Below are 26,200 nucleotides of genomic sequence, written 5' to 3' on the forward strand. Positions count from 1 at the left end.
GTTATTTCAGAAAAACCAACACAATGAGAAAACCGGTCATCGCGAGCGACAGGATACCCAAATACGGCCATAATCTCTTAGCATGATAAGCATAGTTCGAGACGCCGTAATAAATACTGGCGCATGCTACTCCAATTAGGCTGGCTATCATCGAAAAAAGGTTCAATCCGCCCATCATTACCACAAAAGGTAATATGCCGCCAAACAGATAGAGCGGGATCTTGTAAAAAATTCGATCTTCCGGAATCGTCTTGCGTGTCAGAAAATCGACGAGAATAGACCATATAGTTGCGTAACCGTAATAACAAAACCACAGAAGCGGATTTTTGGCCGTAGATGGCCAGTCTTCAAAATAAAATCCCTTAATAATGAGGATCGTCGACAAATACAACACACCTGATCCATTCAGCTTCGATGCCACATACTGGAATACTTGATTCCTGCTCCATGTCCGAAACATATTATTCTCCTCTCAGGGTTACGAATCTTCTCTTATATGCTCAGCATAATCCCTATACGCAGCAGATTGCAGTTCTAACATTTATAGAACCGCCATCCAAACAGCAAACAGCCCAATGCTCTCTTGCAGCATTGGGCTCCCACTTGTGATCACTATTTAGTTAGTAACATAGTTCGTATTAAACCATTTTGCCGCTTCGAGCACTTCGCCTCGCGTCAGTTGATGTCCGTAGCTTTCCCAGTGCAGCGTCACCTCAGCGGATGCGCCTTGCAGCAAGGCAGCCAAGTCCGTCGTCTCGCTCGGCGGGCAGATTGGATCGTTGTCGCCCGCTCCGATAAAGATTGCGGTTCCCCCTAGATCGGGCAGTGTGATTCCTCTTCGCGGCACCATCGGATGGAATAGAATCGCGCCGTTCAGCACGTCTTTATAGTGGAATAACAAGCTGCCTGCAATATTTGCGCCATTCGAATAGCCGATAGCGATAACGTTGTTCCGATCGAACTTGTATTGCTCCGCGCTCTCGTCGACGAACGTCTTCAGTTCCTCCGTACGGAAGATCAGGTCCTCTTCATCGAAGATGCCTTCTGCCAGACGGCGGAAGAAACGCGGAGCACCGTTCTCGGATACATTGCCCTTCACGCCTAGCATCGATGAGCCCGGAGAGATCATTCGCCCGATTCCAAGCAAATCCTGTTCGCTGCCTCCCGTTCCATGCAGCAGCAGCAGCGTCGGCGCATTCGGATTGTCGCCTTGCTCAAAAATATGTTTCATACTCCTCACACCTTTCTATATTTTCAATCTTCGATTGCTATTCTAATCGTTATCCAATAGGCGTGCTGAGCGGCTGCAAGCCCGCTTCGATCTGTGCTCTTCTGCCTTCTAAGAATGGAGGCAAGGAAAGCGCTTCGCCGAGATGATGGATATCCTCGTCCGTATCGAAGCCAGGTCCGTCAGTTGCAAGCTCGAACAAGATGCCGTTTGGCTCGCGGAAATACAACGAACGGAAGTAGAAGCGATCCACGAAACCCGAGTTTGGAATTCTTACGCCGCGGATGTGCTCAATCCACTCGCGCAGCTCATCGTCATTGTCGACGCGGAAGGCAACGTGATGGACACCGCCGACGCCCTGCACCTCGCGAGGCAGATCGTTCCGCTCCTCGATATGGATCTCCGCGCCGCTGCCGCCTTCTCCGGTCTCATAGACGACAATATCTTTTTGTCCTGCGACAGTCGATGCGTATTGGCCTTTCTGACGGAAGCCCATAAGTTGTGTCAACACGAGAGCGGTCTGTTCTGCATTATGGACAGTCAGTTGAACCGGACCTAAGCCGATAATGCCATATTGCGCTGGAACCGGGCTTTTCTCCCACGGTATGCCGCCTGCTACGCCCACGTTGTTCTCGTCGGAGACAAGCACGAGACGCTGGCGCTCGAAGTCGCGGAAAGCTAATGTCTGACGACCGGCGCGTTCGATAATGTCGTCATGCTCGACGCCAAACTCGGCAAAACGCTCTTTCCAGTACGTAAGCGCCGCATCGCTTGGAACACGCAAGGAAGTTGTCGAGATGCTGCTCACGCCTGCGCGGTTCTGCGGTACACCCGGAAATTCGAAGAACGTCAATTCCGTTCCCGGATTGCCTTTCTCATCCCCGTAGAACAAGTGATACACCGAAGTGTCATCCTGGTTGACGGTTTTCTTTACAAGGCGAAGGCCTAATATTCTTGTATAAAAATCAAAGTTCGCAGACCCTTTGCCAGTAATCGCGGATACGTGGTGGATACCTTTTAATTGCATAGTATGGACCTCCCAAAATGGATGTATTTTTTACTTCTGAATTTTTCTCAATAGTCGTACGAGCTGCTTCTTCTCATCTCGCGTCAAAGCATCGAACTGCGACACTTGGAACCGCTCCTGCTTAGGAACAACTTCAGCATATAGCGCTTTTCCTTTGTCGGTTAGCGATACGAGCTTGATCTTCCATTGCTGCTCGCGAGTAATGAGCCCTTGCTCCTCCAGCTTCACTAACAGCTGCGTAATATTCCCCTTAGTGACGAACAGCTTATCCGCAAGCTGCTGCTGCGTAAGCTTTCCTTGTTCGCCAATCTGTGCGATCACATCGAATTGAGCAACCGTCAAATCCCATCTTTTCAAATGCTGCTGCGTCTCGCGAACGTTATGACCGTATACCCGGGACAAGCGGTACCAGATCAACAACCCTAATCGTTCGTCTTGCTTGCTGTAATCAGACGCTGTATCGTTTGGCTCCAACTTATCACCTCGTTTCTTCTTTATGTACTCAGTTTAGATCTAAACTGATGATTTGTCAACTGCTTACCTTTTCATTATCATTTCTTACTTTAGACTTAAGACTAGGGCGCAAACATAGCTCGTATGATAATATTAGCGGATAACTTATCCCGCTTTTGCAGAATACTTATACAGCCATAATACCGATATTTATCGGCAACATTTGAAGGAGAACACGAATGATTGAACGCACTTCCTTTACGCCCGGCACAATGCCTCAGCCTCCGCTTCCCTCTAGTCGGAAGTCGGCAAGCAGGCGCAGACGCAATCAGATCCTGATATTCATCATTACTTTCCTTATAGCAGCTACAGCTTGGAAGCTGCTTCAACGATCAGGCGCAGAGCTGCCTTTCACACCTGAAATTAATGTGCCTCCCGTTACGGAATTACATCCGATTGTTGCAGCCAAACAACAAGAGCTAATCACGCAAACTGCCGCAGCTGGCATTACGATATTGATTACGGACGGCTTCCGTTCCACTGAGGAGCAAAATGCGCTGTACGAGCAAGGAAGATCATTGGATGGGCTTGTCGTGACGCAAGTTCGCGGCGGTCATTCGTATCATAATTACGGGCTTGCGATCGACTTCGCGCTTCGAACGAAGGACGGCGATGTCGTGTGGGATATGAAATATGATGGAAACGGGAATAGTAAACCCGATTGGATGGAGGTTGTCGCGATCGCGAAGAAGCTTGGCTTTACTTGGGGCGGAGATTGGGACAACTTCAAGGACTATCCCCATCTACAAATGGACTTCGGCTACTCCATTCGCGAGCTGCTGCGGGGCAAGCGTCCTCAGGTAGAATAGAACAACCGGTGTGGCATGAGTGGTGCTATGCCTGGACTTATTCCATGCAAACACCGCTCTCGCCGCCAATTGCTCTTTTTGATTGGATGAAATCCATTTTCCTGAAGGTTGGCCATTGATATTTTTCTATTGCATCACAAAAGAAACCTCCAAGCGACTGCGCAGTTGCAGTCACTTGGAGGTTTCTTTCTCGCTTATTGGTATAAGCTCGATACGATTTCGTACGAACGAAGTCTAGCCTGATGATCGTAAATATGTGCCGCTATCATAATTTCATCCGCGCCTGTCGCGGCAATGAAGTCATCCAGCTTTCGCTTAACCGTATCGGGACTGCCGATGATTGACGATCCAAGCTGCTGCTGTATCGCTACCTTCTCTTGCTCGCTCCATACTTCATCCATATTGTCGACCGGCGGTTTCAGCGGGCCTGGACGGTTGCGGACGAAGGACAGGAATAGCTGCTGCATGGACGTCGATAGTCGAATCGCTTCCTCATCCGTATCGGCGGCAATTACGTTGACCGCCACCATGCCATGAGGCTTCTCCAGCACTTCGGAAGGCTGGAAGCTGCTTCGGTACAGATTCATCGCCGGTACCGTGAAGCCTGGGGAGAAATGTCCTGCGAAAGCGAATGGCAAACCAAGCTGTCCGGCTAGATTCGCACTAAAGTCGCTGGAGCCGAGCAGCCATATCGGAATGTCTTGTCCTTCACCGGGAATCGCTCTTACACCGCGATTAAGCGCGGAGCCTCCCGGCTCTAAGAAGGCGCGCAGCTCTTCCAACTGATCTGGGAAGTCGAGCCCATTGCTGCGTCGACCGCCGCGAAGCGCTGCTGCTGTCAGTTGGTCAGTGCCTGGCGCTCGCCCTAAACCAAGGTCGATGCGCCCTGGAAATAACGCCTCAAGCGTACCGAATTGCTCGGCAATAACGAGCGGGGCATGATTGGGCAGCATGATGCCGCCTGCACCGACGCGAATCGTAGATGTGCCGGCAGCTACATGGCCGATTACGACAGAGGTTGCCGAGCTTGCGATGCTTGGCGAATTATGATGCTCCGCGAGCCAAAAGCGGTTATAGCCCCATTGCTCCGCATGACGGGCAAGATCCAGCGTATTATGCAGCGAATTCGCTACTGTGCCGCCCTCTATAATAGGGGAGACGTCCAATACCGACAACGGAATCGATCTGTGTTGCGTTTGTTCATTACCTATGGACATACGTTCACCTGCTTTATTGTATTGGTTGTAGATACAGTAACTGTATATAATAAAAATACATTATAGCTAGGAGTAGACCATAACCGGCTGCGGTTGCGCCCGCTCCGTTATGCCTGCTCCAGTTACGATTGCTGCGGCTGCCCGGATAACTTCTTCTGACTCTGCTGACAGAGCCGGATTCGTTCAAGCACCGTTTGAATCGTATTCTGTTCCAAATACGATACGTAATATTGCTCCGCTTCATGGAAGAAATGATCCATTACGCCTTCGATATTCGCGGACACGAGACATTCCTCGTCCGGATTGCCCGAGCACCAGTGCGGCTTAAGCGCACCGCCGCCGAAAGCTCTGTATACTTCCGCGAGCGTGACCTGCTGCGGCTCGCAATTCAGAATATATCCGCCGCCAATGCCTTCCTTCGTGCTCACAAATCCATGCTTGCGCAATATGCTCATAATCTTGCGAATACGAGTCGGATTCGTCGATACATTCCGCGCAATCGTCTCGCTGCTCGCCATATGCTCCGGCAAGTAAGCCAGCAGCACAAGGCTGTGAACAGCGACTGTGAATTCACTATTCATCGATGTAACGCCCCCTATGAAGGATACTGTAATTCTATTTCATACAGTTAATGAAGTCAATCATCATGTCTTAAAGCGGAGTAGACCGCAGTCGCCAATCGCCTAAAATTCATCAGCGATCATTGGCGACCACTCGTCTTGTTCCGCTCACTGCTGCTTGCCTTCGATTACTCCGGCTGCTGCCACACCTGATACTTGTTCCCATCCGGGTCCTTGAAGTTAAGCTGATGCCCGCAGGTACCTTCATCACGAACCTCAGCTTCGAGCCATAAACCAGCTTGCCGCAACGATTCATACAGCTTTTGAATATTGTCCGTCTCGAAGCAGATCGGGAACATTTCGAACGACTCGCCCACTTCCGCCCAGCCTGTTGTCGCAAAAGTAAGCGGCGTCATATTCGGGCTTGGCTGCAAAAACAACCATCCGCCGTCCCCCATAATCATAATCGCTCCTCTGCCTGGCTGGATCGCTGACCGAAGCTTCATGCCGAGCACTTCTTCATACCATTTGGCCGATCTCTCCACATCCGAGACTGGGACATACGCGCATTCAATCCGTTTAATCATCTTATTCTCTCCTCATATCTTAAGCGAATCAGTTCACCCAAGTCTCCGAATGATATTCTTTCAAACCCAGCCTATTCTCAGCCGATTGTAAGTATTGGAAAAGATAACCACAAGCTCATATTAACGCAGAACATTTGTTCTGTAAACAACAAAAATAGAGCAAATCTCTTTAGCGAGATTTGCCCATTTTCCTGCCTAGAACCCTTGCCTATTAACGATGTTGCTCATAACGATTAGCGCGCGAGATGCTACGAATCGCTTCAAGCTCGGAATCCGATAGCGGCGCAGCGTTGCCAGCCTCCACATTAAGCCGCAGTTGCTCGAACGAGCTTGCGCCCGGTATAGCGATAGCGACCGCCGGAGATGACAGCGCATAACGAATCGCTGCCTGCGACAGGCTGCGCCCCTGCAAGTCCAGCTCGAGAAGCTGTTCCCGAACGTGAATCGCCTCATCCTTGCTGTAGTCCAAATAACCTTTGTCCGCCTTGGCGCTTCCATTGCCGGTCAATATCCCTTTCGCGACCGGCCCTCTGGCGATCAGACTAATGCCCTTCTCGGCTAGCAGCGGCAGTACCTCTTCCTCAGGCCGTCTATCTAGAATGCTGTACTGGCTCATCACGCTCACCATATTCGAACGCTTCGCATACTCTCGAATAACATTCGGACGAATCGACGATATGCCGTAATAACGGATGAGTCCTTCCTGCTTCAGCTCTTCGAACGCCTCAATCGTCTCATCAATCGGGTCGTCCAATGTCCCGCCATGCAGCTGATACAAATCGATATAGTCCGTTTGAAGCCTCCGCAAGCTCCCCTTCACCGAATCCTTGATGTATGCCTTGGAAGGATCCCATACCCAGCCTTCCTGCCCCGGCACGCGCCGATTGCCAACTTTCGTAGCTAAAATGACGTCCTGCCGCCTGCTGCGAATGGCCTCGCCTACGATCGACTCGTTCAAGCCGTCATCGTACAGGTCTGCCGTATCGAAAAAATTGACGCCAAGTTCAAGCGCCTGCTTGACCAGCTTCATTGCCGCTTCCTTGTCCGTTCCAAGCGACATGCAGCCGAGACCGATCTCGCTAACAAACAGATCCGAACTTCCTAATTGATTTTTTCTCACCCGTAATTTCCCTCCTCTAATAGCTTCTTATAGAAGCCTAAATGACATCCCGTATATACAAAACGATAGAACTCAATTTTAGACGGTTGACCGCCTAAAATCCATTTCTATTTCGCTTGACGAATCTCCTGCCCGTCCTGTATATTGGTGGAAATTAACCAAATACCGACCCGCTTACGATGGAAGCACCCGTAAGAGAAGGCGCGCTCGCGCCCTTTCTTGCCGGTGCTTTTTTTGCGTTCTGCCGCGGGTCAAATTCCGAGGAGGTTAACATTTATGATTATGAATGCAAGATGGCCGATTCTGCTTGCCACGATGCTGCTTGCGATTGTCGTCGCAGTAACCACAGCTGTACCAGCTGCCTTCGCCGCCCCGTTCGAGCTCACCGTCACGTACAAATCCGCCTTCGACAAAATGACCGCGAGCGCCGACAAGACAACGGCTGCCAAGCTTAAGCAGCAATATACCGATCTGCTGGCTGCACAGAAGCAAGAGGTGTCGTGGGACAAGCTTATAACCGAGCTGCATGACCGCAACACGGCAGCCGAGACCGCCGTGAAGGAGAAGATCAAGCAGGTCGACGCCGTCAAGCTTGCGAAGCTGAAGGCCGAAGCAGACCAAACTCGCGACAAATACGCTGACTTATTCGCGCTGTACGAGAAGAAGAACAGCCAGATGCGACTGGCGAAGTCCATCGACAGCAAGACGGCTGTCGCGCTGCTGAAGCCCCAGGTGGACAGTCTTAAGATTGCCGTCGCCATCGCTCGCGAGGATATTCGCGGCAAGGACGCCGCCTATAAGACAGCGAAAGCGGCTGCCGCGAAGAAGATCGCAACGTACAAGAAGCTTCTTTCGGGTATCGAGCCTTATGAAGCGAAGATCAAGGCAGCCAAAAGTACGAACAGCAGCACCAAGAAGCTGTTCGATGCGGAGACTCGAATAGTAAAGGACGCGATTAAGAGAGGGGAATTGAAGTGGACGCTTGATTCGTTCGCGAAGCTGCTGAACTACGCGAAGCAAATCAATGACAACAAAACAAAAATCCATGGCTACGAGGGACAAATAGCCTCAATTATCGCGGCAACCAGCAAGCAAATCGTTTGAGTTTAATTTCCAGATGTCGTTATGTAGGTTATAATAGGTTAGCCTAACTTAACGATAGGAGAAATGATATGGATATTATACAGATAGCTACGGATTTAATTGACGAGGATAAAGATCAGCCTAGATACCAATTCGACGATGAAGCGTTGCAGGAGCTTATGAAGAGCATCGGGGAGATCGGCCTATTGTCTCCCATTAAAGTCAGAACGACCGGCGACGGACGTTACAAAATTATTTACGGCAATAGAAGATACAAAGCTTGCAAGATGCTTGGACTGCCTACTATGCCGTGTATCGTGTCCACCGTGACGGACGAGCTGGAAATTTATTTGGAGCAAATCGCGGAGAACTTAACACGGGAAGGGTTCTCTCCAATCGAAGAGGCAGAAGCGTTCAACAAGCTGCTGAACGACCCGAAATTCCGCAGCTCGACCAAATACTTGTCCGGCAAGCTGGGCAAGCCGGAATCGTACATTAAGAACAAGTGTGAGCTGCTGAAGTTCAGCAATGCCGTGAAGAAGCTGATTGTCAGCGGAACAGAGATTCGGAAAGACAAGCTGACCGAAGATCAACTCCTGCCGCTTAAGGACTTGCCGATGGAGCATCGCGATCCGATCGCGCTCATCGCCGCGCGGGATGAGCTGCCGGTCAGCGATGTAAAGAAGATCGCAAAGCTGTTCAAGGACAAGACGATCTCGGAAAGCACGAAAGCGAAGCTTCTGTTCAAGACAGGCAGCGGCTTGCTCGAAACTTGGGCGACCCATGAGCAGAACAAGGCGGAGCGCGCTAAGCCCGCCGAGCCGAAGCCTGCCCCTGCTGCGGCCGGGGCTGCTGATAGCACCGTCCATGAAGGCAGCGCACAGACCGCCACCGTTGCTGCCGCTCCAATTGAAGCGAAGCTTTACAAGCTTATTTCGTCCATACCGAGCCATAGCCCGCTTAGCAGCTCGTTGCTAGCCTCCGTGCAGAACATCGATGCCGCGGATCAGCTTGGCTTCTCGCATATGCTCGATCAGTTGATCGACACGCTGGAGAAACATCTCGCCGAATGGAACGCCGTGAAGCAGCTTATATCGGCTGCGAATGAAGTTCAAACCTAACATTACAGTACATTAGCAATAATTTGTAATCGTATTGAAATATTTCTTTCATCCCTCTTTAATAATAGAGGGCTATAATAAGTCTCAACCCCCTTTTGAAATATAGAAACACTTTAAGCCCCGCAGCCCGTTGCTGCGGGGCTCTTTTTGCCCTTTTCCACCTATCGCGTCAGCTCAACCATAATAATTTCCGGACGGTTGAAGAGCCTTTGCGGGAAGGTGCTGTTTCCTAATCCGCGATTAACGATCATCGTTGATGATTCATTCACGAACTTGCCCGCGTCGTAACGGGGCAGCAAGCCTTGATTCGGAGACATCAGTCCTCCGAGGAAAGGCAGCCTGATCTGTCCGCCATGCGCGTGGCCGGAGAATGTCAGATCGATTCGGTTGTTCGAATAGACCTCGAACATCTCAGGCCTGTGGGACAGCAGAACCGTGAAAGGTTCCTCCTGCGTGTTGTTTGTCTTTTCATCGAATGAATGAAGCACCTTCCGTATTCTCTCGTCAGCGCCTACACTCCCCCGATATGTTCTGCCGTCGAACGTCGGATCATCGATGCCGATTAAGCGGAAGCTTCCATCTCCCAGCTTAATGGTTTGACCGGCATTTCGCATCACCTGAACGCCGAGCTCAATCAGACCATCCTCGAGCTCGCCATAGCGTCCCGAACCCCATTCATGGTTGCCCGTCACGTAATATACGGGCGCGAGCTTCAGCATCTCGCGCATCGCCGTCAAGCTAGTCTCCGCGTTATACCGCCTAGCATCCACCAAATCGCCTGTCACGACAATGAGATCAGGCTTCAGCTTAGCCACCTTGCGGACTAATTGGCTTTGATTATCGCCGAACATTTTGCTATGCAAATCTGATAACTGTACGATGCGGTATCGATCGAAGCCGCTGGGTAACTTATCCGATTGCATACGGAACGTCGTCGTCGTAATCGCGTTATTTTCGAAATATAAGAACGGAACTCCTAATGCAATGACGACAATAACTGCAATCAACCATTTCTTCTTCGTCATTCGTAGCCTTGCAAAACGCATAGGTCCCCCTCTCCTTTCTTAACCAACTCTCATTTAGCCCTCTGTATCGCCACGCTCCATGACCTCCACTTGCCATGCGAGCTTGCCTCGCGTCTCCAATTCAATACAGCCACGTCTATGCCTTCAAGCTCAGGATGCTGCTTCTCCAATCGATAGATCGCAGGAGCCGCGTCCATGGAAAGCGTGCTTAGATACGTCATATCAATAATGCCTGATTGATGGAATCGTTCGATGTTGTTGCCCGCGATTCTCGCATCGATATTCAAATAGTTCATGAGTACATACGCCGCGATCGATACGCCGATGTAGGCTTTGGCGAGTGAGAAGCGTTCCTTCCAAATACGGAACACAGCTATGACACATAGCACTGTCAAATAAATCATGAAGCCGTGTACGAGCAGCCTAACCTGCGTATATCCGTATGCTTCTTCATATAAAGAAAGACGGCTGTAAGCAGAGATGAGCATTACGAGCGTGCATACGATAAGCGACGTCAACGACAGCTTCCGTACCAACTCCGCGCCTCGGCCAGCTCGGCGTATTCGATGAAGACCTCCCAGAAGCAGGCATACATTAATAACAGACACGATAACAAGCTCGACAAAGCCTTTGCGGGCGTACTCGGCATAAGCCGAACCATCGGGAAGCATCCCGCCTGCCGCGCCGAACAAATAAGAGAATTGGATGCTCACAAACAATAAGTATACCGCATTCATACTTAGAAGAAATGTACCTGCGGTCACGGGATCGAGCATGATTTTTCCCCGATCGCCTGCGCCTGCAGCTTGCAATGGAGCTTCCTTCGACTCTCCGCCGGATTTACGGAACAACAGCACCCATATGTAACAAAAAGCGTAGAGCGCGACAACTGCGCCATAAAGACCGCGGCCAATGAATTCGTCTACGGCGCTTACCTGGAACAGCCCGGGAATATTGTTCAGCCACGACTGAAAGATCGAATCTGCCGACGCCAGTAGCGTAATGACGACAATAAGCAGCGGAGCGGCGAGCAGCAGGCCGATGATGACTTTTTTGAACGCGGAATGCTTCGCATCCCCCTTCTCCTGATCCTTCAGCCGGCTGACGATCAAGCCGAATGGCACTGTCACATAGGAGAATGGCTTTATGAGGCTCAAGAACAGCAGCTCCCTGTAAAATTTCCCGCGATACCAAGGGAGGGCGCTGCTCTTCGTCAGCAGCACCGTCTGCGAGATAATGAGCGCGAATAGAACAAATCGATTCAATACACGGAATACGTCATTTGCGAACAAGCTGTAGGTCAATGTCAGTAAGCCAATCGGCACAAATAAAATCCACGCCGAGCTGAATTGCCCCCTCCACTTCTCGAAGCCGCCAATTCGTCCTTTCACTGCATAGAAAAACAGTCCATAAAAGGCGGCCACAAACAGCAGCATGGACAGACCCGCTCTCGTATCTATGAACAAATATTGACTCAGAAGTCCGAAAACACAGGCTAGTACGACCATTCTATCGTATTTCTTCTGCCAAGGCGCCGGATCTCTCATTGGTTACACCTCTACTTTTGCACAATTTGTGATGAAGCTCCTTTTATTGTAACCTAGAAAACAAGAACAAAAAGTGCAAGTTCCGAACTGGAAATTTCATATTTTAAGAACGGGAGTGTTTCACTGGTGAAAATACGCCGTCATTACATCACGTTAAGACGCGCTTACTCTCATGTGCAGGAGGGCTCAGCAGTAGAAGCCACTACGCAGGAACTCGCCGAATTGCTGGAATGCACGCACCGCAATATGGTTATGTTGCTGCAGCGGATGCAGCAGGAGAATTGGCTGCAATGGCAGCCGAAGCGCGGTCGGGGCAACCGCTCTCTGCTCACCTTCTTAGCAGGCGCTGATGCCCTGCTGCTCCAAGAGGCGCAAGAGCTTGTCCATAAGCAGGATCTGCAAGGCGCGCTTGCGATCGTGCAGTCGGCGCAGCAGTCCACAAACGTACAAGGCCGCTTCCAGCAATGGCTTACTGGACAGTTCGGCTTTCACTCCGAGGTGCAGGGCAACCGTCGTACCGACATCCTACGCTTCCCGCTTCCGCAGCGTATCCATTCCCTTGACCCTGCGGCTATTCATTACACGAGTGAATCCCATCTCGTTAATCAGCTGTTCGACGGACTTGTCCGCATGGATGCGAAAGGCGAGTCGATTTTGCCGCATCTCGCTCATGCGTGGGACGTCGATGAGAGTCGAACGCTGTGGACCTTCTACTTGCGGAAGGGCGTATTGTTCCATAATGGAAGAGAGTTGTCTTCATCCGATGTGAAGTATTCGCTGGAGCGGCTCCGTGCACTAGCCCCGAGCGGGCTTCACGGATGGGTCTACGCCGGGATTGCATCGATGGAGACGCCGGATGATACGACAATTCGCATTCGGTTAGCCGAACGGAACGAAGCATTTTTGGCATTCCTCGCTACGAATCGCGCCGCTATCGTACCGCAAAACGGATGCGACCCGGAGAGCGGGCAATTCCTTGGCAGCCCTATAGGCACTGGACCTTTCAAGCTGGCTGGTCAAGAACAAGGCGTATGGGTACTGGAGGCGTTCGCTCCCTATTTCCAGGGGAGAGCCTTTCTGGATCGGGTAGAAATATGGACGGTAGAGGAGACGACAGAGCGCGGATTGATGGAGCCCGAGCTGGAGAGCTTCCAGCTCATGCATAATGTGCGAATGAGCGAAGCGGCGAGCGAGCAGTGGCAGCAGGTTCGCCAATCCGGCATGACCTGCAAGTTCGTAACGGTCAATGAGCTCAAGCATGGTCCGCTTGCGAATCCCGCGATCCGCGAAACAATTGATGAGGCCATCAGCCGGGAGCGATTGTTAGAGTTGCTCTCCGGCGATGTCATTGAAGAAGGGGACAGCTTCTGGTCGCTGCAGTCTGCAGCTGCTTCGAATGAAATTGAACACAAACCCGCCTTGTCTGCTGCGAATATTCGCGTACGGCTAGCCGAGGCCGGCTATAACGGGGAAACGCTTGTGTTGGCGACGATCCCGCAGTATGAAGCGGATGCCGCGCTTATTCAGCAAGTCTGCACGGAAGCAGGTGTCTCCATTGAAATAACGCTTATTGCTGCCGAACAGTTCAAGGGAAAAGCAAGGCTCGAAGCCGATCTGCTCTTGTTCGCCGTTATGCTGGACGAGCACAGGGAGCTTCGTCTCATTGACCTGTACAAGAGCATTCAGCAGCATATGCTGCCGGCCATGTACGCAACGCTCGGCGAGCAGCTTCAGTCGATTTTGTCCGAGGCCGACCCGCAAAAGCGGAAAGCGTTGTTTCTGGCGATTGAGGATGAGCTAAAGCACTCGCATAGCCTTATGTTTCTATACCGAAAGCATTTGAAGACCGCTTTCCATCCGTCCATACGAGGAATTTCGCTTGAGTCGCTCGGCTGGGTTCGATTTCGCGACATTTGGTTTACGTGACCGTTAGTAACCAAAAAAAGAAGCTGTAGAGGGCGACTATACATGCCCTTGAACAGCTTCTTCGTCATTCCCAAATTCGCTAAGCCACCGTCAAAATAATCGGAGCTTCCTTCGTAATAATGATCGTATGCTCGTGCTGGGCCGCAACGCTGTTGTCCGGTGTACACAATGTCCAGCCGTCCGCCTGTTGCACGACATAATCCGCGCCGGTGGAAAGGAACGGCTCAATCGTTATGACAAGCCCTTCGCGAAGCACCCGCTTATCTCTCTTATTATAGAGAGGCGAGATTTGCGGCCATTCATGCACCGCTCGGCCCACGCCGTGGCTGCACAGATCGCCGATGATCTGATAGCCGCCAAGCTTCGCCTGCTGCTCGAACATTTTGCCAATCTGATTCACCTTTACCCCGTGCTTGAGAGAGGAAATGACTTTCATCATCGTTTCATGCGTGAAGCTGCAGAGCCGCTGAATCTCCTCCGTATAAGGAGCTATTTGAAAAGACGTGCCTGTATCGGCTACATATCCGTCCTTCTCCGCACATACATCGACATTGACCAGATCGCCAGGCTCTATTCTGCGGCTGCCCGGTATGCCGTGCGCCACTTCATTATTGATGCTGATACACGTATGCCCTGGGAATTGGAAAGCCTTCTTCGGCGCGGAGAAAGCACCGTGGCTCTTAAGCAGCTGTCCGCCAAGCTCATCCAGCTCTCTCGTCGTCATTCCCGCTTCCGCTTGCCGCTTCATCTCATTCAAAGTAATCGCAACAATGCGTCCGATCTCCTTAAGTCCATCTATATCCTTCTGTGTGTCTGCAGTCATAATTCCGTCCGCTCCCATCTCTAGTTGTTGGTTTCATCTTTCTTTTTCTTATCTAATCGTATCACTGATTACAGCTGCTTACTACCTGATCTAACCCGTAAAATAACGGAAATACGGCATTCTAACATAGCGCTAGCACGATAACAAGAAAAAAAATATTCATACATTCTCATTCTCATTGGGCATAACGCGTCAAACCTGCGCCAGCGCTCGTTTTGCACCAAGGCAACAGGAATAGAGTAGGTTTCCATGCCAATTTTTGCAGGGTGTTCGCGGCTTATTTTTTAAATTTATAATACGTGAGACACTACTGAAGAGGAGCGATACCCTAATGAAACAAGGATTCAAAACAAAACTTGCGGTACTCATGATGGCGGTTAGCATTCCTGCTGCGGCATTGTTACACGATGTGAGCTTCGCAGCATCTGCATCCGTGGAGGCAAAACGAAACAAGGTTGTCCAAACAGCTATTTCCCTTAAAAATAAAGTGGATTACGTACACTGGAATCAGCGTCAAGAGAGCAAACCTCCATACAAAACGGACTGTTCCGGTTTCACATACTTGGCATACAGACTTGCGAATGTCGGCGTAACACTCGTTAATCGTGACGACGACGCTCAAGCAAAGGTTGGAACGAAGGTCTCATGGGGCAAATTCGAGAAAGGCGATCTGATCTTTACATGGAATAGCGGCTCGAAAAACAAAAGCGACGTTGGTCATGTAGGCATCTACATCGGCGACGGCAAAATGATCCACAACGCCAGCGTCAGCCAAGACGTTGTCATCTCCAACATTTACAGCGGCAGCTACTACAAAGACAGATTCGTCGTTGCGAGACGCGTCATTAAGTAAACGTTCTCCGAAAACGCAATCATAGCCATTAAAGGCGACAAAACGATATTACCCTATTAAGCGCGGCAGACAAGACGATGCGTTAATAGGGTAATATTATTTTTAAATAACCTTCAGTTCTGGCGCGTCGGAGCTGCGCTTCAGATGCCGCTTCACATGCTCATGCATCTTCTTCATCCGTATCAGCTCGCTGCTGCCTCCCGACTGCGCTTTGATCGTCTCCGCCAGCGGCAATATGCGGAACTTGCTTCTCGCCCCATTTCGCGTAATGCGCGTCCACGTCGGAATGAACTCTACGTCCCTGATCTCGATCTTGCCGTTGTCGTTCTTGCGAACTTGAATGTGCGTAATGAGCCCGGTCAGCGTATGGTCATTGTAATACAGCCTCGTCGAGATGAAGTTGCCAAGGGAATAGATGGCGAATCTGCGCTTGCTCGCGCCCCATATATCTCGTGATTCATAAAATAACGCCGGTTGAATAACATGCGAATGCGCGCCAAGAATAATATCGGCTCCGTTCTTGAATAATAAGGGAACGAGCGTTTTCTGCTGGTCAATCGGATACATGCCGTATTCTTTGCCGAAATGCATACATACAATAATAAGCTCCGCGCCCGCCGCTCTCAGCTTCTTCAGATCGGCTACAATCTTCGAGTTGTCAATAAGATTGACTGCCCAGCTGTGATCGGCTGGAACGGGAATTTTATTTGTTGTTTTCGTATAAGCGAGTACGCCAATCTTAATACCCTTGACCTCATGAATAAGCATTTCTTGCGACTCACTCTGCGAACGGAACGTTCCCGTATGTGCGATGCCTACCTTATCCAAAACGTTCAATGTGCGCTTAAGGCCGCTTATTCCGCAATCCATGCAATGGTTGTTGGCCGTCGTTAGCACATCGAAGCCAAGGTTCTTAAGCGTATCGGCGAACGGATCGGGACAATTGAACATCGGCCAATTCGTCTTCGGATGCCGCTTAACAATGGAATAGTCGCTGGCCTTCGGCCCGCCGAAGTTCGTCTCCAGGTTGCCGATCGTAAAGTCCGCGCTCCACAGATGGGAAGCGACAGGCTCGAATATCGGATCGAACGAATATCCCTTATCGCCTGACACCTTCGCTGAATTAATAATTCTCGTCTTCATTAGAAAATCGCCGACCGCGGCAATCGTAATGTCCGTGCTCATGATTCATCTCCGTTCTATGACCTTTGCCAAAAAGTGAAAGCGAGCGGTCTCCCTCGGGGTCTTAGACCGCAGCACAACACAGTATATGAATAGGCGAATGACTCCGTATGGATAAGTGCCTAGATCATAATTTGTCCGTCAAAAAAAAATGAGGAAGGGATGAAGCCCCGCTTGTATCGGCGGAACTTCATCCCTTCCTGCTGTTTCTCTACTCGTTGATTACTTTCGTATACGTAGCGCTTGTCGTAATGTAGACGCTCTTGCCGTCCACTTTGACCTCATACCAATAGCTATTCGTTTTCTTTACTAGCTCCGCTTTCTGTCCCAGCTCCAGACGGCCGACCGTAGCCGAGCTCGAGCTTGCCGACGCTTTCAGCGAAACCCACCCTTTGACGGTCGTCACATAATCCTTCTTCTGCGCTTGCGGCGTTGTGGAACCGGATGATGACCCTCCGATGACGTCCGTATACGTGCTGCTCGTCGTAATGTAGACCGTTTTCCCGTCCACTTTGACCTGATACCAGTAGCTGTTGACCTTTTTTACAAGCTCAGCCTTTTGTCCTAGTTCCAGTCGCCCTACAGTTGCCGAGCTTGAGCTTGCCGACGCTTTCAGCGAAACCCAGCCCTTCTTCGTTACCACATACTGCTTGTCCGACTGCTCTTCCCCTGGATTGACAATTTCCGGCTGTTGCGGTGTCGGGTCCGGTTGTTGTACGATAGGGCTATCCCACTTTGGGATCGATTTTTGGGGCGGAAGTATGTAGGACTTCGGTATTACTGGCGCCTGCTCTGTCTTGCCTGCCATGCCTGTGAAGGCGGAGTCTGGCAGAACGCGTCTTGCCGAGTGGAAGTTCTCTCCCCACCAATAGGACCAGCTGTCTACCGTTCCGAGCGCGGTTGGGTTGCCATCGCTTCGCGTACCGATTACGACAGGTTGTCCATCACGGTTCGTTCCCATATAGATCGCTACGTGCATAATATGGTCGGTTGTTTGCCATGTCAGCAAATCGCCAATTCGTAAGTTCTCAATTCCGGTCAGCTGCCATTTGCCGTTCACTTTTTTCTTGCCTACGCCTGCTACTTTGGTGCCGACACTGTCATAATTTTTGGACGTTTCGGTAATGCTATAGCCGAAGTCGCCGTATACGAGACTTGTGAATCCTGAGCAATCCTCGTAGCCGTATTTGGCATACGCCTTGCTTCCATGACCATAAACGAAATAGCCGTTTTCCATATACCATATTGCCCGCTCTACAAGCTTATATGCTAGCGTCTCCGATTGTCCGACGTATTTGGCTCGGAAGTCTGCTACGTTATACAATTCATCTTTTACATAACTGTCAGCATTAATATACTTATTGTATTTGGCTACAGCGTCCGCCTTCGTTGAACTTGCCGCGCCGAATGCAACGCCCGTCGCGCTTAGTGAAAGTGCCAGCGATAATACGATAATCTTCTTCTTCATCCATCTATCAGCTCCCTCGTTGAGATGTATCCCTATAATAGCAAGATTTACACCCCCTTTTCCTTGGTATATCTAACCAAAGGCCTTATTTCTGTCAGCCTGTTCCATATGTAAGCCGTCCATCGTCTCCTAATGAAAGCGATTTCGGGCGAAAATTTTCTTATTTTTCTAATAATTGACGAGCGTATTGATAACCGATATGCAGGCTTTGCTCCCATGCCTTCTGCCCGTAAACCCGCTTCATGATCATCTTCCCGGGCTTTATGTTAACCTCGATCAGCCACGGCTTGCCGCTCCTGTCGACGGCAAGGTCGATCCCTAATTCTGACAGTCTTGATTTGTACGATTTTTCCAAGAACGAAGGGATGTATTCTGCGATCTCCGTCACCGTTTCCGTAAGCTTTTCCCCCATCTCGGCACCGAATTCATTTGTGAGATACTGGGAAACGTCGTAGGCGTCGCCGCCGCTTTTGATGTTCGATGTAATCTTGCCTCGTTTCCCTTCACGTACCGCCATTCCGCTCGTCTGCCAATCCCCCGATCCATTCTTCTGCAAAAGAGCGCGAATATCAAATACGCTTCCCTTCGTATTGCGAATATCAATCCACTTCTGCATCAGATGCCTGCCGCTCCCCAGCACGCCTCGAACATATTTCGCTAGCTCCGCGCGCGGCAGCTGCTGATTGTCCTTGCCGTCCCGCTGTACGATGAAATGATCTTTATGAAGCGTGACTCGAATGATCCCTTTTCCTCCCCAGCCGTTGATCGGCTTCAGCATGACGCTCTCATGCTTCTTCACGAAGGAGACGAATGCTTCGGCTGTCTTCACCTGTTCTGTTGGAAGCAAGTAGGGCTTCAAATAGGAGGACTGCACCAGATGGCTCTGAATTTTGCACTTGTTGCCGAGACCATAGCCCGTGAACGGCAGTTGACTGCTCTTCTTTACGATCGTTGCTCTGTGCATATCCTCGGGCGAGTAGAAGCCGATGTCGAGATTGATTGGCGGAAAAGGGATTGTCGCTTTCGACCAACTGCCGTTCTTATATAGATTGCCGCTAATCTGCCGTTTCTTCATATTCACGTCTCGCGGTGTGTACATCAGCAAGCCGTCGAACTTCTCCGCGATTGCCGACTTCGCATGGCGGCTGAACACTTGCGGACGGGACACCCGATGCGTCATTATGCCTAATATTTTTGTCATGATGGATTCGCTCTCCTGTCTCAATCTGCTCTTCTGCTTGGATGCCTTAGACTTGCAGCTTGGAGCCGTACATTATCCTATGACATTCGCCCGCAGGCGGGCCTTAGGCGATAACCCAATTCATGAATGCGACAGAGGACAGGTACGCATTGGGAGCTGTGCGAATAACATAAAGGACGTCGATCGAAGCCTATTGCACGCTCGTACAGTCGCTTTTACGTGAAGCACGGAGGAGATTTCACCATGAAGGCCAAACAGATCAGGTATCCCGGAAGAAAGTGGCTAAAGCATGAGTCGCTTTGGAGTGAACCGCTGCTTAGGGAATATTTGCCCGACACGATGCTGTTCACGCCGAAAAATTTTATCCAAATGATCGATAAATATACCGTCCTCTTCCTCAAGCCGGATCTAGGGATGAAAGGGCAAGGCGTAATGAAGGTCTCGCGCGAGGAAGAAGAGTATATTATCCGAACCGCTTACTACACACATAAATATCCAAGCAAGAAGCTGGCTGCGCTGAAGCTAAAGCATCTGATCGGCGATAAGCGCTATATCGTCCAGCAAGGCATAGATCTGATCAAGATTGAAGACAAACCGATCGACTTTCGCGCACTGATGCATCTTAGGCCGGAAGGCGATTGGCGTTTCTTCGGCATTATGGGCAAGGTTGCCGCGCCGAACAGCTTCGTGACGAACCATAGCAACGGCGGCAAAGCCATTCGGCTATACGACGCGCTTGGCGTATCGAAGGAAGAAGGCAAGGAGTGGTATTTGCAAATTAAGGATATATCGCTGTTGATCGCATCTGCGATGAAGGAGCATTTTCCGAAGATTGCCGAGCTTGGGCTAGATATCGCTATCGACACGGAACGCAAAATATGGCTGGTAGAAGCCAATACGAAGCCTCAATTCCAGCTGTTCCGCTATCATTCAAACCCGCGTTTGTACGGTCAGATCGCGGCGTCCGTTCGCGCTATCCGATCTACATCCGCCTAACAGCGCCTGCTTGCTGCTTTATCGGCCTTTCGCGACTCCGCTGTCTTGCAGAGGAATCGTTTGAACAAGTCGGTGCTGGGAAGGAGTATTCATGAATAGTACAAAGGTAACGCTGCGCATCACTCAGGAAGAGTTCGCTGCAGGCGAGCCACTACTGTTGCTCAGCGAAGCACACGCCAAGAAATGGAGCATTCCCTTTCGCACGCCCCTGACATTATCGTTCGGCTCTGCCAGGCAAGAGATAACGGCTGAGCCATCGCCTGACGGCAGCTTCTTGCAAATCGATGCAGCGCTAGCCGCCAGATGGGGCGTCGTCCATGACCAGGTGCTAAGCTTCAACTATAAAGGCTCCTCCAAGACGGTGCAGCTTGGTCCGCTGATCGGGGTCATTGTCAGCCGCTTTAACCGGCACTCTACCCTACTGCCGTTCGGTCCCAATACGACTTTCTGCCAAGAGCTATCCGAGCTTTGCAAAAGCTATGGAGCCTCCATCTTCTTTTTCACAGGGGAAGATATCGTCAGCACGGGCGACGCAGTTAAGGGTTGGCATTATACGGACAAATGGGTGCGTGGGCGCTTTCCCGTCCCCCATGTCATCTATAACCGAATCACGTCCCGCAAGAAGGAGAAGCTGCCGGACGTGCAGAGGTTCGTGAGAAATGCGAAGAAACGGCATAATGCCGTATTTTTCAATGAGAAATATTTGAATAAGACGGAAGTATTCGGAGCTCTTATCAAGGAGCCTTCGCTGCGCGCCTACCTGCCTGAGTCTTATCCGCTTAAGGGCGCTAAGTTGCTGAAGTCGATGTGCAGCAAATACGATGTTGTCTTCATTAAGCCGAATAACGGAAGCCTGGGGAAAGGCATCGTGAAGGTGTATCGGAGCGAATTTCCCGAGGCTGGATATACGAGCCATATGAACAATGTGACCGGTATTCGTGCGCAAACCTTCGCAACGCTGGATCAGCTGTACGGCTCGCTTGCCGCCAAGCTGAAGAAAAGCGAGCATCAGATTCAGCGCGGACTGAAGCTGCTGTCGGTGGGCGGCCGGCCGCTGGACTTCCGGTCGCTCGTCCAGCGGGGCGAGACCGGGCAATGGACCGTTACTTCGATCGTAGCGCGGATCGCCGACAACAATCAGTTCGTCTCGAACGTAGCGCGGGGCGGAACGATCAGCACCGTCAAAGCCGCTTTGGCGCGAACGGGCTCTTCCGCGGCGGCGGGCGGATTGACGAAGCTGCGGCGCGCCTCGCTGCTGATCGCCAAAGGGATTGAATCGCAGATCGTGGGCCACTATGCCGAGCTCGGCATCGATCTGGCGATCGACACGCAGGGGCGGGTATGGCTGATCGAGGTCAACGCGAAGCCGTCCAAGGAGGACACCTCCCCTCTCGATCCAGACGGAAGCAAAGCCCGTCCCTCGGTGAAGAAGTTCGTCCAATACGCCTTCTTCGTCTCCGGCTTCAAGGGGTAGAGCTGTTGGGAGCGTGCCGATGTGGGCACGCTCCTCTTTATGGCGTTCGGATGTGGCTCGCGTATGCGAATGCACACTTTCGCCGCCAACCTTGGACGATAGAGATACTTTCTATCTCTATGTTTCTCTAACACACCTCAGTTTGTTGAATAGAGCTATTTTCTAGCTCTATTCCGTTCAGCATCCCCGCCGTATGCTCACTTTCGACGCTCCCCCTTGCCGATAGAGATACTTTCTATCTCTATCTGTCTCCAACACACCACAATTTGTTGAATAGAGCTGTTTTCTAGCTCTATTCCGTTCAGCATCCCCGCCGTATGACCACTTTCGCCGCCAACCTTGGAAGATAGAGATACTTTTTATCTCTATCCATCTCCAACACACCTCCACTTGTTGAATAGAGCTGTTTTCTAGCTCTATTCCGTTCAGCATCCCCGCCGTATGCTCACTTTCGACGCTCCCCTTGCAGATAGAGATACTTTCTATCTCTATCGGTCTCCAACACACCCCATTTTGTTGAATAGAGCTGTTTTCTAGCTCTATTCCGCTCAGCAACCCCGCCGTATGACCACTTTCTCCGCCAACCTTGGTAGATAGAGATACTTTCTATCTCTATCCGTCTCCAACACACCACAATTTTGTTGAATAGAGCTGTTTTCTAGCTCTATTCCGTTCAGCATCCCCGCCGTATGCTCACTTTCGACGCCCCCCCTTGCAGATAGAGATACTTTTTATCTCTATCCATCTCCAACACACCTCCACTTGTTGAATAGAGCTATTTTCTAGCTCTATTCCGCTCAGCAACCCCGCCGTATGCTCACTTTCGACGCTCCCCCTTGCAGATAGAGATACTTTCTATCTCTATGTTTCTCTAACACACCTCAGTTTGTTGAATAGAGCTATTTTCTAGCTCTATTCCGTTCAGCACCCCCGCCGTATGCTCACTTTCGCCGCTCTCCCTTGCAGATAGAGATACTTTCTATCTCTATCTGTCTCCAACACACCCCAATTTGTTGAATAGAGCTGTTTTCTAGCTCTATTCCGTTCAGCACCCCCGCCGCATGCTCACTTTCGCCGCTCTCCCTTGCCAATAGAGATACTTTCTATCTCTATCTGTCTCCAACACACCCCAATTTGTTGAATAGAGCTGTTTTCTAGCTCTATTCCGCTCAGCAGCACCGCCGCACGCTCACTTTCGATGCCAACCTTGGTAGATAGAGATACTTTCTATCTCTATCCGTCTCCAACACATCTCGATTTGTGGAATAGAGCTGTTTTCTAGCTCTATTCCGCTCAGCAGCCCCGTCGTATGCTCACTTTTGCAGCTCCCCCTTGCCGATAGAGATACTTTCTATCTCTATCCGTCTCCAACACATCTCGATTTGTGGAATAGAGCTGTTTTCTAGCTCTATTCCGTTCAGCAACCCCGCCGTATGCTCACTTTCGACGCTCCCCCTTGCAGATAGAGATACTTTCTATCTCTATGTTTCTCTAACACACCTCAGTTTGTTGAATAGAGCTATTTTCTAGCTCTATTCCGTTCAGCATCCCCGCCGTATGCTCACTTTCGACGCTCCCCCTTGCCGCTAGAGATACTTTCTATCTCTATCGGTCTCCAACACACCACAATTTGTTGAATAGAGCTGTCTTCTAGCTCTATTCCGCTCAGTAACCCGTCACAACCGAAGCTTTACCGCCTTCTCCGTTAGGCGGTAGGCACGAATCCGCTGACTACCCGAGGCCGGTTCAATAAGATGCAGGTTTCTGAGTTGTTTCAGGTACTTTTGAATGGATGCGTGACATACACCTACCCTCAACCTCGCCTCCTTCGGACTAAACACAAATTCTGGACCCTGCTTGATCGCCCATCTGAGCAGTTCGCACGTGCTCGCCGGCAGATCTAGCTCTTCAACTGGTTGGCGCCCCATGCCGTAGAGCTTCCCTAGCAATTGTTGAATGAACTGCTGGCATTGCCTTGGCTTATCAACAATGTCGTCGTAAGAGAATCGAATCACCTTCCACTCATCCAACACTAACTGGTTCTGTCTGAATCGATCGTCTCCGAACGTTCTGCGCGACGCATGCCTTTGATGCGTGTTGTAGCCATCTATTTCAATTGAAATCCGATAATCGCCGCGAATATAAGCAAAATCAAGAAATCGGCTGCCGTCCCGATAATCGTTCACCTCATATTCGGGATGGAGCTCATCCAAGTTGCCAACAACCGGCCACCACACGCTTTTAACAAAGGAATTCTCCCCATGGTCATTCCGTTCAACTAATCTGCGACTGCGCTCACTATTAACATCACGTCTCCCAATATGTAGCTCGATCCACTTGCTGTATGCCTGATCAACTGCACTTACATTTACTTTCCCGCCGCCATTCAACAGCCTCACACTCCCTATTAGCTAGTTTATTTACAAAAAAACACCGTTCTTCCCGGACGAATAGTCCAAGGATGAACGGTGTGCTTCACCAGATATGTCTATGTTATTCTACTTTCTTCGCTAAAAAACTATCATTCCTAGTCCCTATCATTATATATCATTGCTGTAGCGCAGTCAGTAACGCAATTTGCCGCAACCTACATTTAAGTCCGGAACAACCCGTACCCGTTCAGAGGAACAATCGGGTTCGTATCCTGCAGCAAGCCTTCCGAGCGTGCACCGTAAGCGACATCAACGAGCCAGCGGGTGAATCCTGCTACGTTCATCGTCCCCATCTCCTGCAAAGAGAAGAAGCCCGCGGCATCAACCTCTACGCCGTCCGGCGTCGGATCTCCGCTTACATAGTCCATATCAAAGGCGATGTAGATATTATGAATGCCCCTTGGCTGATCGCGAAGCGCGACTACGCTCTTCACAGCTGCATCGATGCCGCATTCCTCCTGCACCTCACGCCGAATGGTCTCTTCGATCGGTTCGAGCTGCTCGATATAGCCGCCCGGATTCGTCCAGTAGCCTTTGCCAGGCTCTTGCGCCCTGCGAACAAGAAGGAGCTTATCCTCCTTCATGACAAGCGCCCCGACGCCGATGCTGTAGTTGCCCCAATGCACGTAGCTGCAAGCCGTACACGCTCTTCTGACCGTGCCGTCGACATCTCGCGACTCCATTTTGCTTCCGCAAGTTATGCAAAAATTAACTTCCACCACTGTCACCTCTGCCCTCAAGTAAGTCTTCACATCTATTTACGGTTACGCGCCGCCCGTGCCCATTACCTATTTCTTAGGCAGCCGATAGACGGCCAGCGGCTTGCCATTGCGGAACGGGCCGCTGATCTCATCCAGCTCATTCATAAGCCCCGCATCGAGCTGCAGCTCGGCGCTCAGCAGATTATCTTCCAACTGCTGCTCGCGCGTAGCGCCGACGATTACCGTCGAAACAGCTGGTCGGTTCATTAACCAAGCGAGCGACATAATGCCTGGGCTGATGCCAGCCTGCTCGCCAAGCGCTGCGACTTGATCGCTAAGCGCAAGCGTCTGCTCGGTTATGAAGCGGCCGAAGCTCGGATCAGTCTGACCGCGCGACCCTTCGGGCGCCTTGTCCGCTGCACTGTATTTCCCGGTCAATATCCCACCCGCAAGCGGAAAATAAGGAATTATGCCGACGCCTTGATCCAGGCACATCGGGACAAGCTCCTTCTCCGGCGTACGGTCTGCAAGCGAATAGCTCGTCTGCGTCGAGACGAACCGATTCAGGCCAAGTCGGTCGCTGATGCCAAGCGCCTTCATCAGCTCCCATGCATAATAATTGGAAGCTCCAATATATCGAACCTTACCCGATCGAATCATATCCTCAAGCGCGCGCAGCGTTTCCTCCAGCGGCGTTTCCGGATCGAACGTATGTATTTGATACAGATCGACATAATCCGTCTTAAGCCGCTTCAAGCTTTGCTCCAGCTCCGTCTGCAAATGATACCTCGACGAGCCTCGCTCATTGTCGCCAGGCCCCCTGACAAGTCCTGCTTTCGTCGCCAATACGACCTGCTGCCGCTTGCCGGCAAGCGCCTCGCCAATTAGCCGCTCGGATTCAGTGCCTGCATAAATGTTAGCCGTATCAATAAAATTAATGCCTCGCTCAATTGCTAAGTCTATGATTCTCTTCGACGTATCGCCGTCGGCCCGCTTGCCGAAAGCGTTCGTGCCGAGGCCAAGCGCCGAAACCTTCAAGCCGCTGTTGCCCAATCTGCGATATTGCATAATCTGCACCTCTCCCTCTGTCTATGAAATAACTTTATTATACTGCAATCTGCCTCCGATTCCACACTTGTCCGTGCGCGCACGTCTAAGCCCGCCTCCTCTGCTTAAAGAACTCCTCTCCATGATGTGTTAATATGAGAAAAACACCTATCGAAGTACTTCGAAGATGAGCGACCTGCAGGTTTGCGTAGCAAACTGGCTTCGGAAGCACAGAAGTTTTTATCGCCAATCGGAATAAT

General features: G+C 50.8%; 24 protein-coding genes. 7 read left to right on the forward strand and 17 right to left on the reverse strand.

Annotation, left to right across the window (positions count from 1 at the left end; genetic code table 11):
- Position 1: 1 nt before the first annotated feature.
- From AC0YN0_RS23335 to AC0YN0_RS23350, 4 genes are all read right to left on the reverse strand, one after another.
- On the reverse strand, positions 2 to 460 hold the full coding sequence (locus AC0YN0_RS23335) for a hypothetical protein (protein WP_475823416.1): 459 nt from the start codon (positions 458 to 460) through the stop codon (positions 2 to 4).
- Between the two features lie 156 nt (positions 461 to 616).
- On the reverse strand, positions 617 to 1,231 hold the full coding sequence (locus tag AC0YN0_RS23340) for an alpha/beta hydrolase (protein ID WP_475823417.1): 615 nt from the start codon (positions 1,229 to 1,231) through the stop codon (positions 617 to 619).
- Between the two features lie 49 nt (positions 1,232 to 1,280).
- Positions 1,281 to 2,255, reverse strand: coding sequence for a ring-cleaving dioxygenase (locus AC0YN0_RS23345; protein WP_475823418.1), 975 nt, complete (start codon positions 2,253 to 2,255; stop codon positions 1,281 to 1,283).
- A gap of 30 nt (positions 2,256 to 2,285) precedes the next feature.
- Positions 2,286 to 2,729, reverse strand: a complete 444-nt coding sequence (locus AC0YN0_RS23350) for a MarR family winged helix-turn-helix transcriptional regulator (protein ID WP_475823419.1) — start codon at positions 2,727 to 2,729, stop codon at positions 2,286 to 2,288.
- 218 nt (positions 2,730 to 2,947) lie between these two features.
- Here AC0YN0_RS23350 and AC0YN0_RS23355 point away from each other — a divergent pair, with 218 nt between their 5' ends.
- Positions 2,948 to 3,577 carry a M15 family metallopeptidase gene (locus AC0YN0_RS23355; RefSeq protein ID WP_475823420.1) on the forward strand — a complete coding sequence of 210 codons (630 nt, stop codon included), beginning with the start codon at positions 2,948 to 2,950 and terminating at the stop codon, positions 3,575 to 3,577.
- A 194-nt stretch (positions 3,578 to 3,771) separates the two neighbouring features.
- Here the strand turns inward: AC0YN0_RS23355 and AC0YN0_RS23360 are convergent, their stop codons facing one another.
- The 4 genes from AC0YN0_RS23360 to AC0YN0_RS23375 form a co-directional block, all read right to left on the reverse strand.
- On the reverse strand, positions 3,772 to 4,794 hold the full coding sequence (locus tag AC0YN0_RS23360) for an LLM class flavin-dependent oxidoreductase (RefSeq protein WP_475823421.1): 1,023 nt from the start codon (positions 4,792 to 4,794) through the stop codon (positions 3,772 to 3,774).
- Positions 4,795 to 4,916: 122 nt separating this feature from the next.
- Entirely contained in the window at positions 4,917 to 5,375 is a 459-nt protein-coding gene (locus AC0YN0_RS23365) for an RrF2 family transcriptional regulator (protein WP_475823422.1), read from the reverse strand.
- Positions 5,376 to 5,542: 167 nt separating this feature from the next.
- A complete protein-coding gene (locus tag AC0YN0_RS23370) occupies positions 5,543 to 5,941 on the reverse strand; it encodes a VOC family protein (RefSeq protein ID WP_475823423.1) in 399 nt (132 codons plus the stop codon).
- Between the two features lie 211 nt (positions 5,942 to 6,152).
- On the reverse strand, positions 6,153 to 7,061 hold the full coding sequence (locus tag AC0YN0_RS23375; RefSeq protein ID WP_475823424.1) for an aldo/keto reductase: 909 nt from the start codon (positions 7,059 to 7,061) through the stop codon (positions 6,153 to 6,155).
- A 276-nt stretch (positions 7,062 to 7,337) separates the two neighbouring features.
- On the opposite strand from AC0YN0_RS23375, the gene AC0YN0_RS23380 reads away from it, so the two are divergent.
- Both AC0YN0_RS23380 and AC0YN0_RS23385 read left to right on the forward strand, forming a co-directional pair.
- Positions 7,338 to 8,165, forward strand: coding sequence for a hypothetical protein (locus AC0YN0_RS23380; protein ID WP_475823425.1), 828 nt, complete (start codon positions 7,338 to 7,340; stop codon positions 8,163 to 8,165).
- A 68-nt stretch (positions 8,166 to 8,233) separates the two neighbouring features.
- Positions 8,234 to 9,265 carry a ParB/RepB/Spo0J family partition protein gene (locus AC0YN0_RS23385; RefSeq protein ID WP_475823426.1) on the forward strand — a complete coding sequence of 344 codons (1,032 nt, stop codon included), beginning with the start codon at positions 8,234 to 8,236 and terminating at the stop codon, positions 9,263 to 9,265.
- A 161-nt stretch (positions 9,266 to 9,426) separates the two neighbouring features.
- On the opposite strand, the gene AC0YN0_RS23390 is transcribed toward AC0YN0_RS23385, so the two are convergent.
- Both AC0YN0_RS23390 and AC0YN0_RS23395 read right to left on the reverse strand, forming a co-directional pair.
- Positions 9,427 to 10,311 (reverse strand): metallophosphoesterase, encoded by an 885-nt coding sequence (locus AC0YN0_RS23390; RefSeq protein WP_475823427.1) that lies wholly within the window; start codon positions 10,309 to 10,311, stop codon positions 9,427 to 9,429.
- Between the two features lie 29 nt (positions 10,312 to 10,340).
- Positions 10,341 to 11,837 (reverse strand): DUF4153 domain-containing protein, encoded by a 1,497-nt coding sequence (locus tag AC0YN0_RS23395; RefSeq protein ID WP_475823428.1) that lies wholly within the window; start codon positions 11,835 to 11,837, stop codon positions 10,341 to 10,343.
- A 126-nt stretch (positions 11,838 to 11,963) separates the two neighbouring features.
- Between AC0YN0_RS23395 and AC0YN0_RS23400 the strand changes: the two genes are divergently transcribed.
- Entirely contained in the window at positions 11,964 to 13,763 is a 1,800-nt protein-coding gene (locus AC0YN0_RS23400; RefSeq protein ID WP_475823429.1) for an ABC transporter substrate-binding protein, read from the forward strand.
- Positions 13,764 to 13,842: 79 nt separating this feature from the next.
- Here the strand turns inward: AC0YN0_RS23400 and map are convergent, their stop codons facing one another.
- Complete coding sequence (map, locus tag AC0YN0_RS23405; protein WP_475823430.1) at positions 13,843 to 14,586, reverse strand: type I methionyl aminopeptidase; 744 nt, start codon at positions 14,584 to 14,586, stop codon at positions 13,843 to 13,845.
- A gap of 331 nt (positions 14,587 to 14,917) precedes the next feature.
- Between map and AC0YN0_RS23410 the strand changes: the two genes are divergently transcribed.
- Positions 14,918 to 15,439 (forward strand): C40 family peptidase, encoded by a 522-nt coding sequence (locus AC0YN0_RS23410; RefSeq protein ID WP_337100221.1) that lies wholly within the window; start codon positions 14,918 to 14,920, stop codon positions 15,437 to 15,439.
- A gap of 102 nt (positions 15,440 to 15,541) precedes the next feature.
- Here AC0YN0_RS23410 and AC0YN0_RS23415 read toward each other — a convergent pair whose 3' ends face one another.
- From AC0YN0_RS23415 to AC0YN0_RS23425, 3 genes are all read right to left on the reverse strand, one after another.
- Complete coding sequence (locus AC0YN0_RS23415; RefSeq protein WP_475823431.1) at positions 15,542 to 16,624, reverse strand: CapA family protein; 1,083 nt, start codon at positions 16,622 to 16,624, stop codon at positions 15,542 to 15,544.
- A gap of 208 nt (positions 16,625 to 16,832) precedes the next feature.
- Complete coding sequence (locus AC0YN0_RS23420) at positions 16,833 to 18,089, reverse strand: C40 family peptidase (protein ID WP_475823432.1); 1,257 nt, start codon at positions 18,087 to 18,089, stop codon at positions 16,833 to 16,835.
- A gap of 160 nt (positions 18,090 to 18,249) precedes the next feature.
- Positions 18,250 to 19,290: a YheC/YheD family endospore coat-associated protein gene (locus AC0YN0_RS23425; protein ID WP_475823433.1), complete on the reverse strand. Its 1,041-nt coding sequence runs from the start codon at positions 19,288 to 19,290 to the stop codon at positions 18,250 to 18,252.
- Between the two features lie 243 nt (positions 19,291 to 19,533).
- On the opposite strand from AC0YN0_RS23425, the gene AC0YN0_RS23430 reads away from it, so the two are divergent.
- Positions 19,534 to 20,286, forward strand: a complete 753-nt coding sequence (locus tag AC0YN0_RS23430; RefSeq protein WP_475823434.1) for a YheC/YheD family protein — start codon at positions 19,534 to 19,536, stop codon at positions 20,284 to 20,286.
- A gap of 91 nt (positions 20,287 to 20,377) precedes the next feature.
- Entirely contained in the window at positions 20,378 to 21,760 is a 1,383-nt protein-coding gene (locus tag AC0YN0_RS23435; protein ID WP_475823435.1) for a YheC/YheD family endospore coat-associated protein, read from the forward strand.
- 1,676 nt (positions 21,761 to 23,436) lie between these two features.
- Here the strand turns inward: AC0YN0_RS23435 and AC0YN0_RS23440 are convergent.
- The 3 genes from AC0YN0_RS23440 to AC0YN0_RS23450 form a co-directional block, all read right to left on the reverse strand.
- Positions 23,437 to 24,159 (reverse strand): DNA-binding response regulator, encoded by a 723-nt coding sequence (locus tag AC0YN0_RS23440; RefSeq protein ID WP_475823436.1) that lies wholly within the window; start codon positions 24,157 to 24,159, stop codon positions 23,437 to 23,439.
- A gap of 194 nt (positions 24,160 to 24,353) precedes the next feature.
- The gene (locus AC0YN0_RS23445; RefSeq protein WP_475823437.1) at positions 24,354 to 24,911 is read right to left on the reverse strand and encodes an NUDIX domain-containing protein; all 558 of its coding nucleotides are present in this window, start codon (positions 24,909 to 24,911) and stop codon (positions 24,354 to 24,356) included.
- A gap of 69 nt (positions 24,912 to 24,980) precedes the next feature.
- Complete coding sequence (locus AC0YN0_RS23450; RefSeq protein WP_475823438.1) at positions 24,981 to 25,961, reverse strand: aldo/keto reductase; 981 nt, start codon at positions 25,959 to 25,961, stop codon at positions 24,981 to 24,983.
- Positions 25,962 to 26,200 lie beyond the last annotated feature (239 nt).

The sequence above is a fragment of the Paenibacillus sp. J22P218 genome (assembly GCF_056269195.1).

Coding starts and splice junctions, on each gene's coding strand:
- AC0YN0_RS23435 (WP_475823435.1), top strand. CDS start 20,378: ATGAATAGTACAAAGGTAACGCTGCGCATCACTCAGGAAGAGTTCGCT.
- AC0YN0_RS23415 (WP_475823431.1), bottom strand. CDS start 16,624: ATGAGCACGGACATTACGATTGCCGCGGTCGGCGATTTTCTAATGAAG.
- AC0YN0_RS23425 (WP_475823433.1), bottom strand. CDS start 19,290: ATGACAAAAATATTAGGCATAATGACGCATCGGGTGTCCCGTCCGCAA.
- AC0YN0_RS23360 (WP_475823421.1), bottom strand. CDS start 4,794: ATGTCCATAGGTAATGAACAAACGCAACACAGATCGATTCCGTTGTCG.
- AC0YN0_RS23410 (WP_337100221.1), top strand. CDS start 14,918: ATGAAACAAGGATTCAAAACAAAACTTGCGGTACTCATGATGGCGGTT.
- AC0YN0_RS23385 (WP_475823426.1), top strand. CDS start 8,234: ATGGATATTATACAGATAGCTACGGATTTAATTGACGAGGATAAAGAT.
- AC0YN0_RS23450 (WP_475823438.1), bottom strand. CDS start 25,961: ATGCAATATCGCAGATTGGGCAACAGCGGCTTGAAGGTTTCGGCGCTT.
- AC0YN0_RS23380 (WP_475823425.1), top strand. CDS start 7,338: ATGATTATGAATGCAAGATGGCCGATTCTGCTTGCCACGATGCTGCTT.
- map (WP_475823430.1), bottom strand. CDS start 14,586: ATGACTGCAGACACACAGAAGGATATAGATGGACTTAAGGAGATCGGA.
- AC0YN0_RS23395 (WP_475823428.1), bottom strand. CDS start 11,837: ATGAGAGATCCGGCGCCTTGGCAGAAGAAATACGATAGAATGGTCGTA.
- AC0YN0_RS23355 (WP_475823420.1), top strand. CDS start 2,948: ATGATTGAACGCACTTCCTTTACGCCCGGCACAATGCCTCAGCCTCCG.
- AC0YN0_RS23345 (WP_475823418.1), bottom strand. CDS start 2,255: ATGCAATTAAAAGGTATCCACCACGTATCCGCGATTACTGGCAAAGGG.
- AC0YN0_RS23420 (WP_475823432.1), bottom strand. CDS start 18,089: ATGAAGAAGAAGATTATCGTATTATCGCTGGCACTTTCACTAAGCGCG.
- AC0YN0_RS23365 (WP_475823422.1), bottom strand. CDS start 5,375: ATGAATAGTGAATTCACAGTCGCTGTTCACAGCCTTGTGCTGCTGGCT.
- AC0YN0_RS23430 (WP_475823434.1), top strand. CDS start 19,534: ATGAAGGCCAAACAGATCAGGTATCCCGGAAGAAAGTGGCTAAAGCAT.
- AC0YN0_RS23340 (WP_475823417.1), bottom strand. CDS start 1,231: ATGAAACATATTTTTGAGCAAGGCGACAATCCGAATGCGCCGACGCTG.
- AC0YN0_RS23370 (WP_475823423.1), bottom strand. CDS start 5,941: ATGATTAAACGGATTGAATGCGCGTATGTCCCAGTCTCGGATGTGGAG.
- AC0YN0_RS23390 (WP_475823427.1), bottom strand. CDS start 10,311: ATGCGTTTTGCAAGGCTACGAATGACGAAGAAGAAATGGTTGATTGCA.
- AC0YN0_RS23335 (WP_475823416.1), bottom strand. CDS start 460: ATGTTTCGGACATGGAGCAGGAATCAAGTATTCCAGTATGTGGCATCG.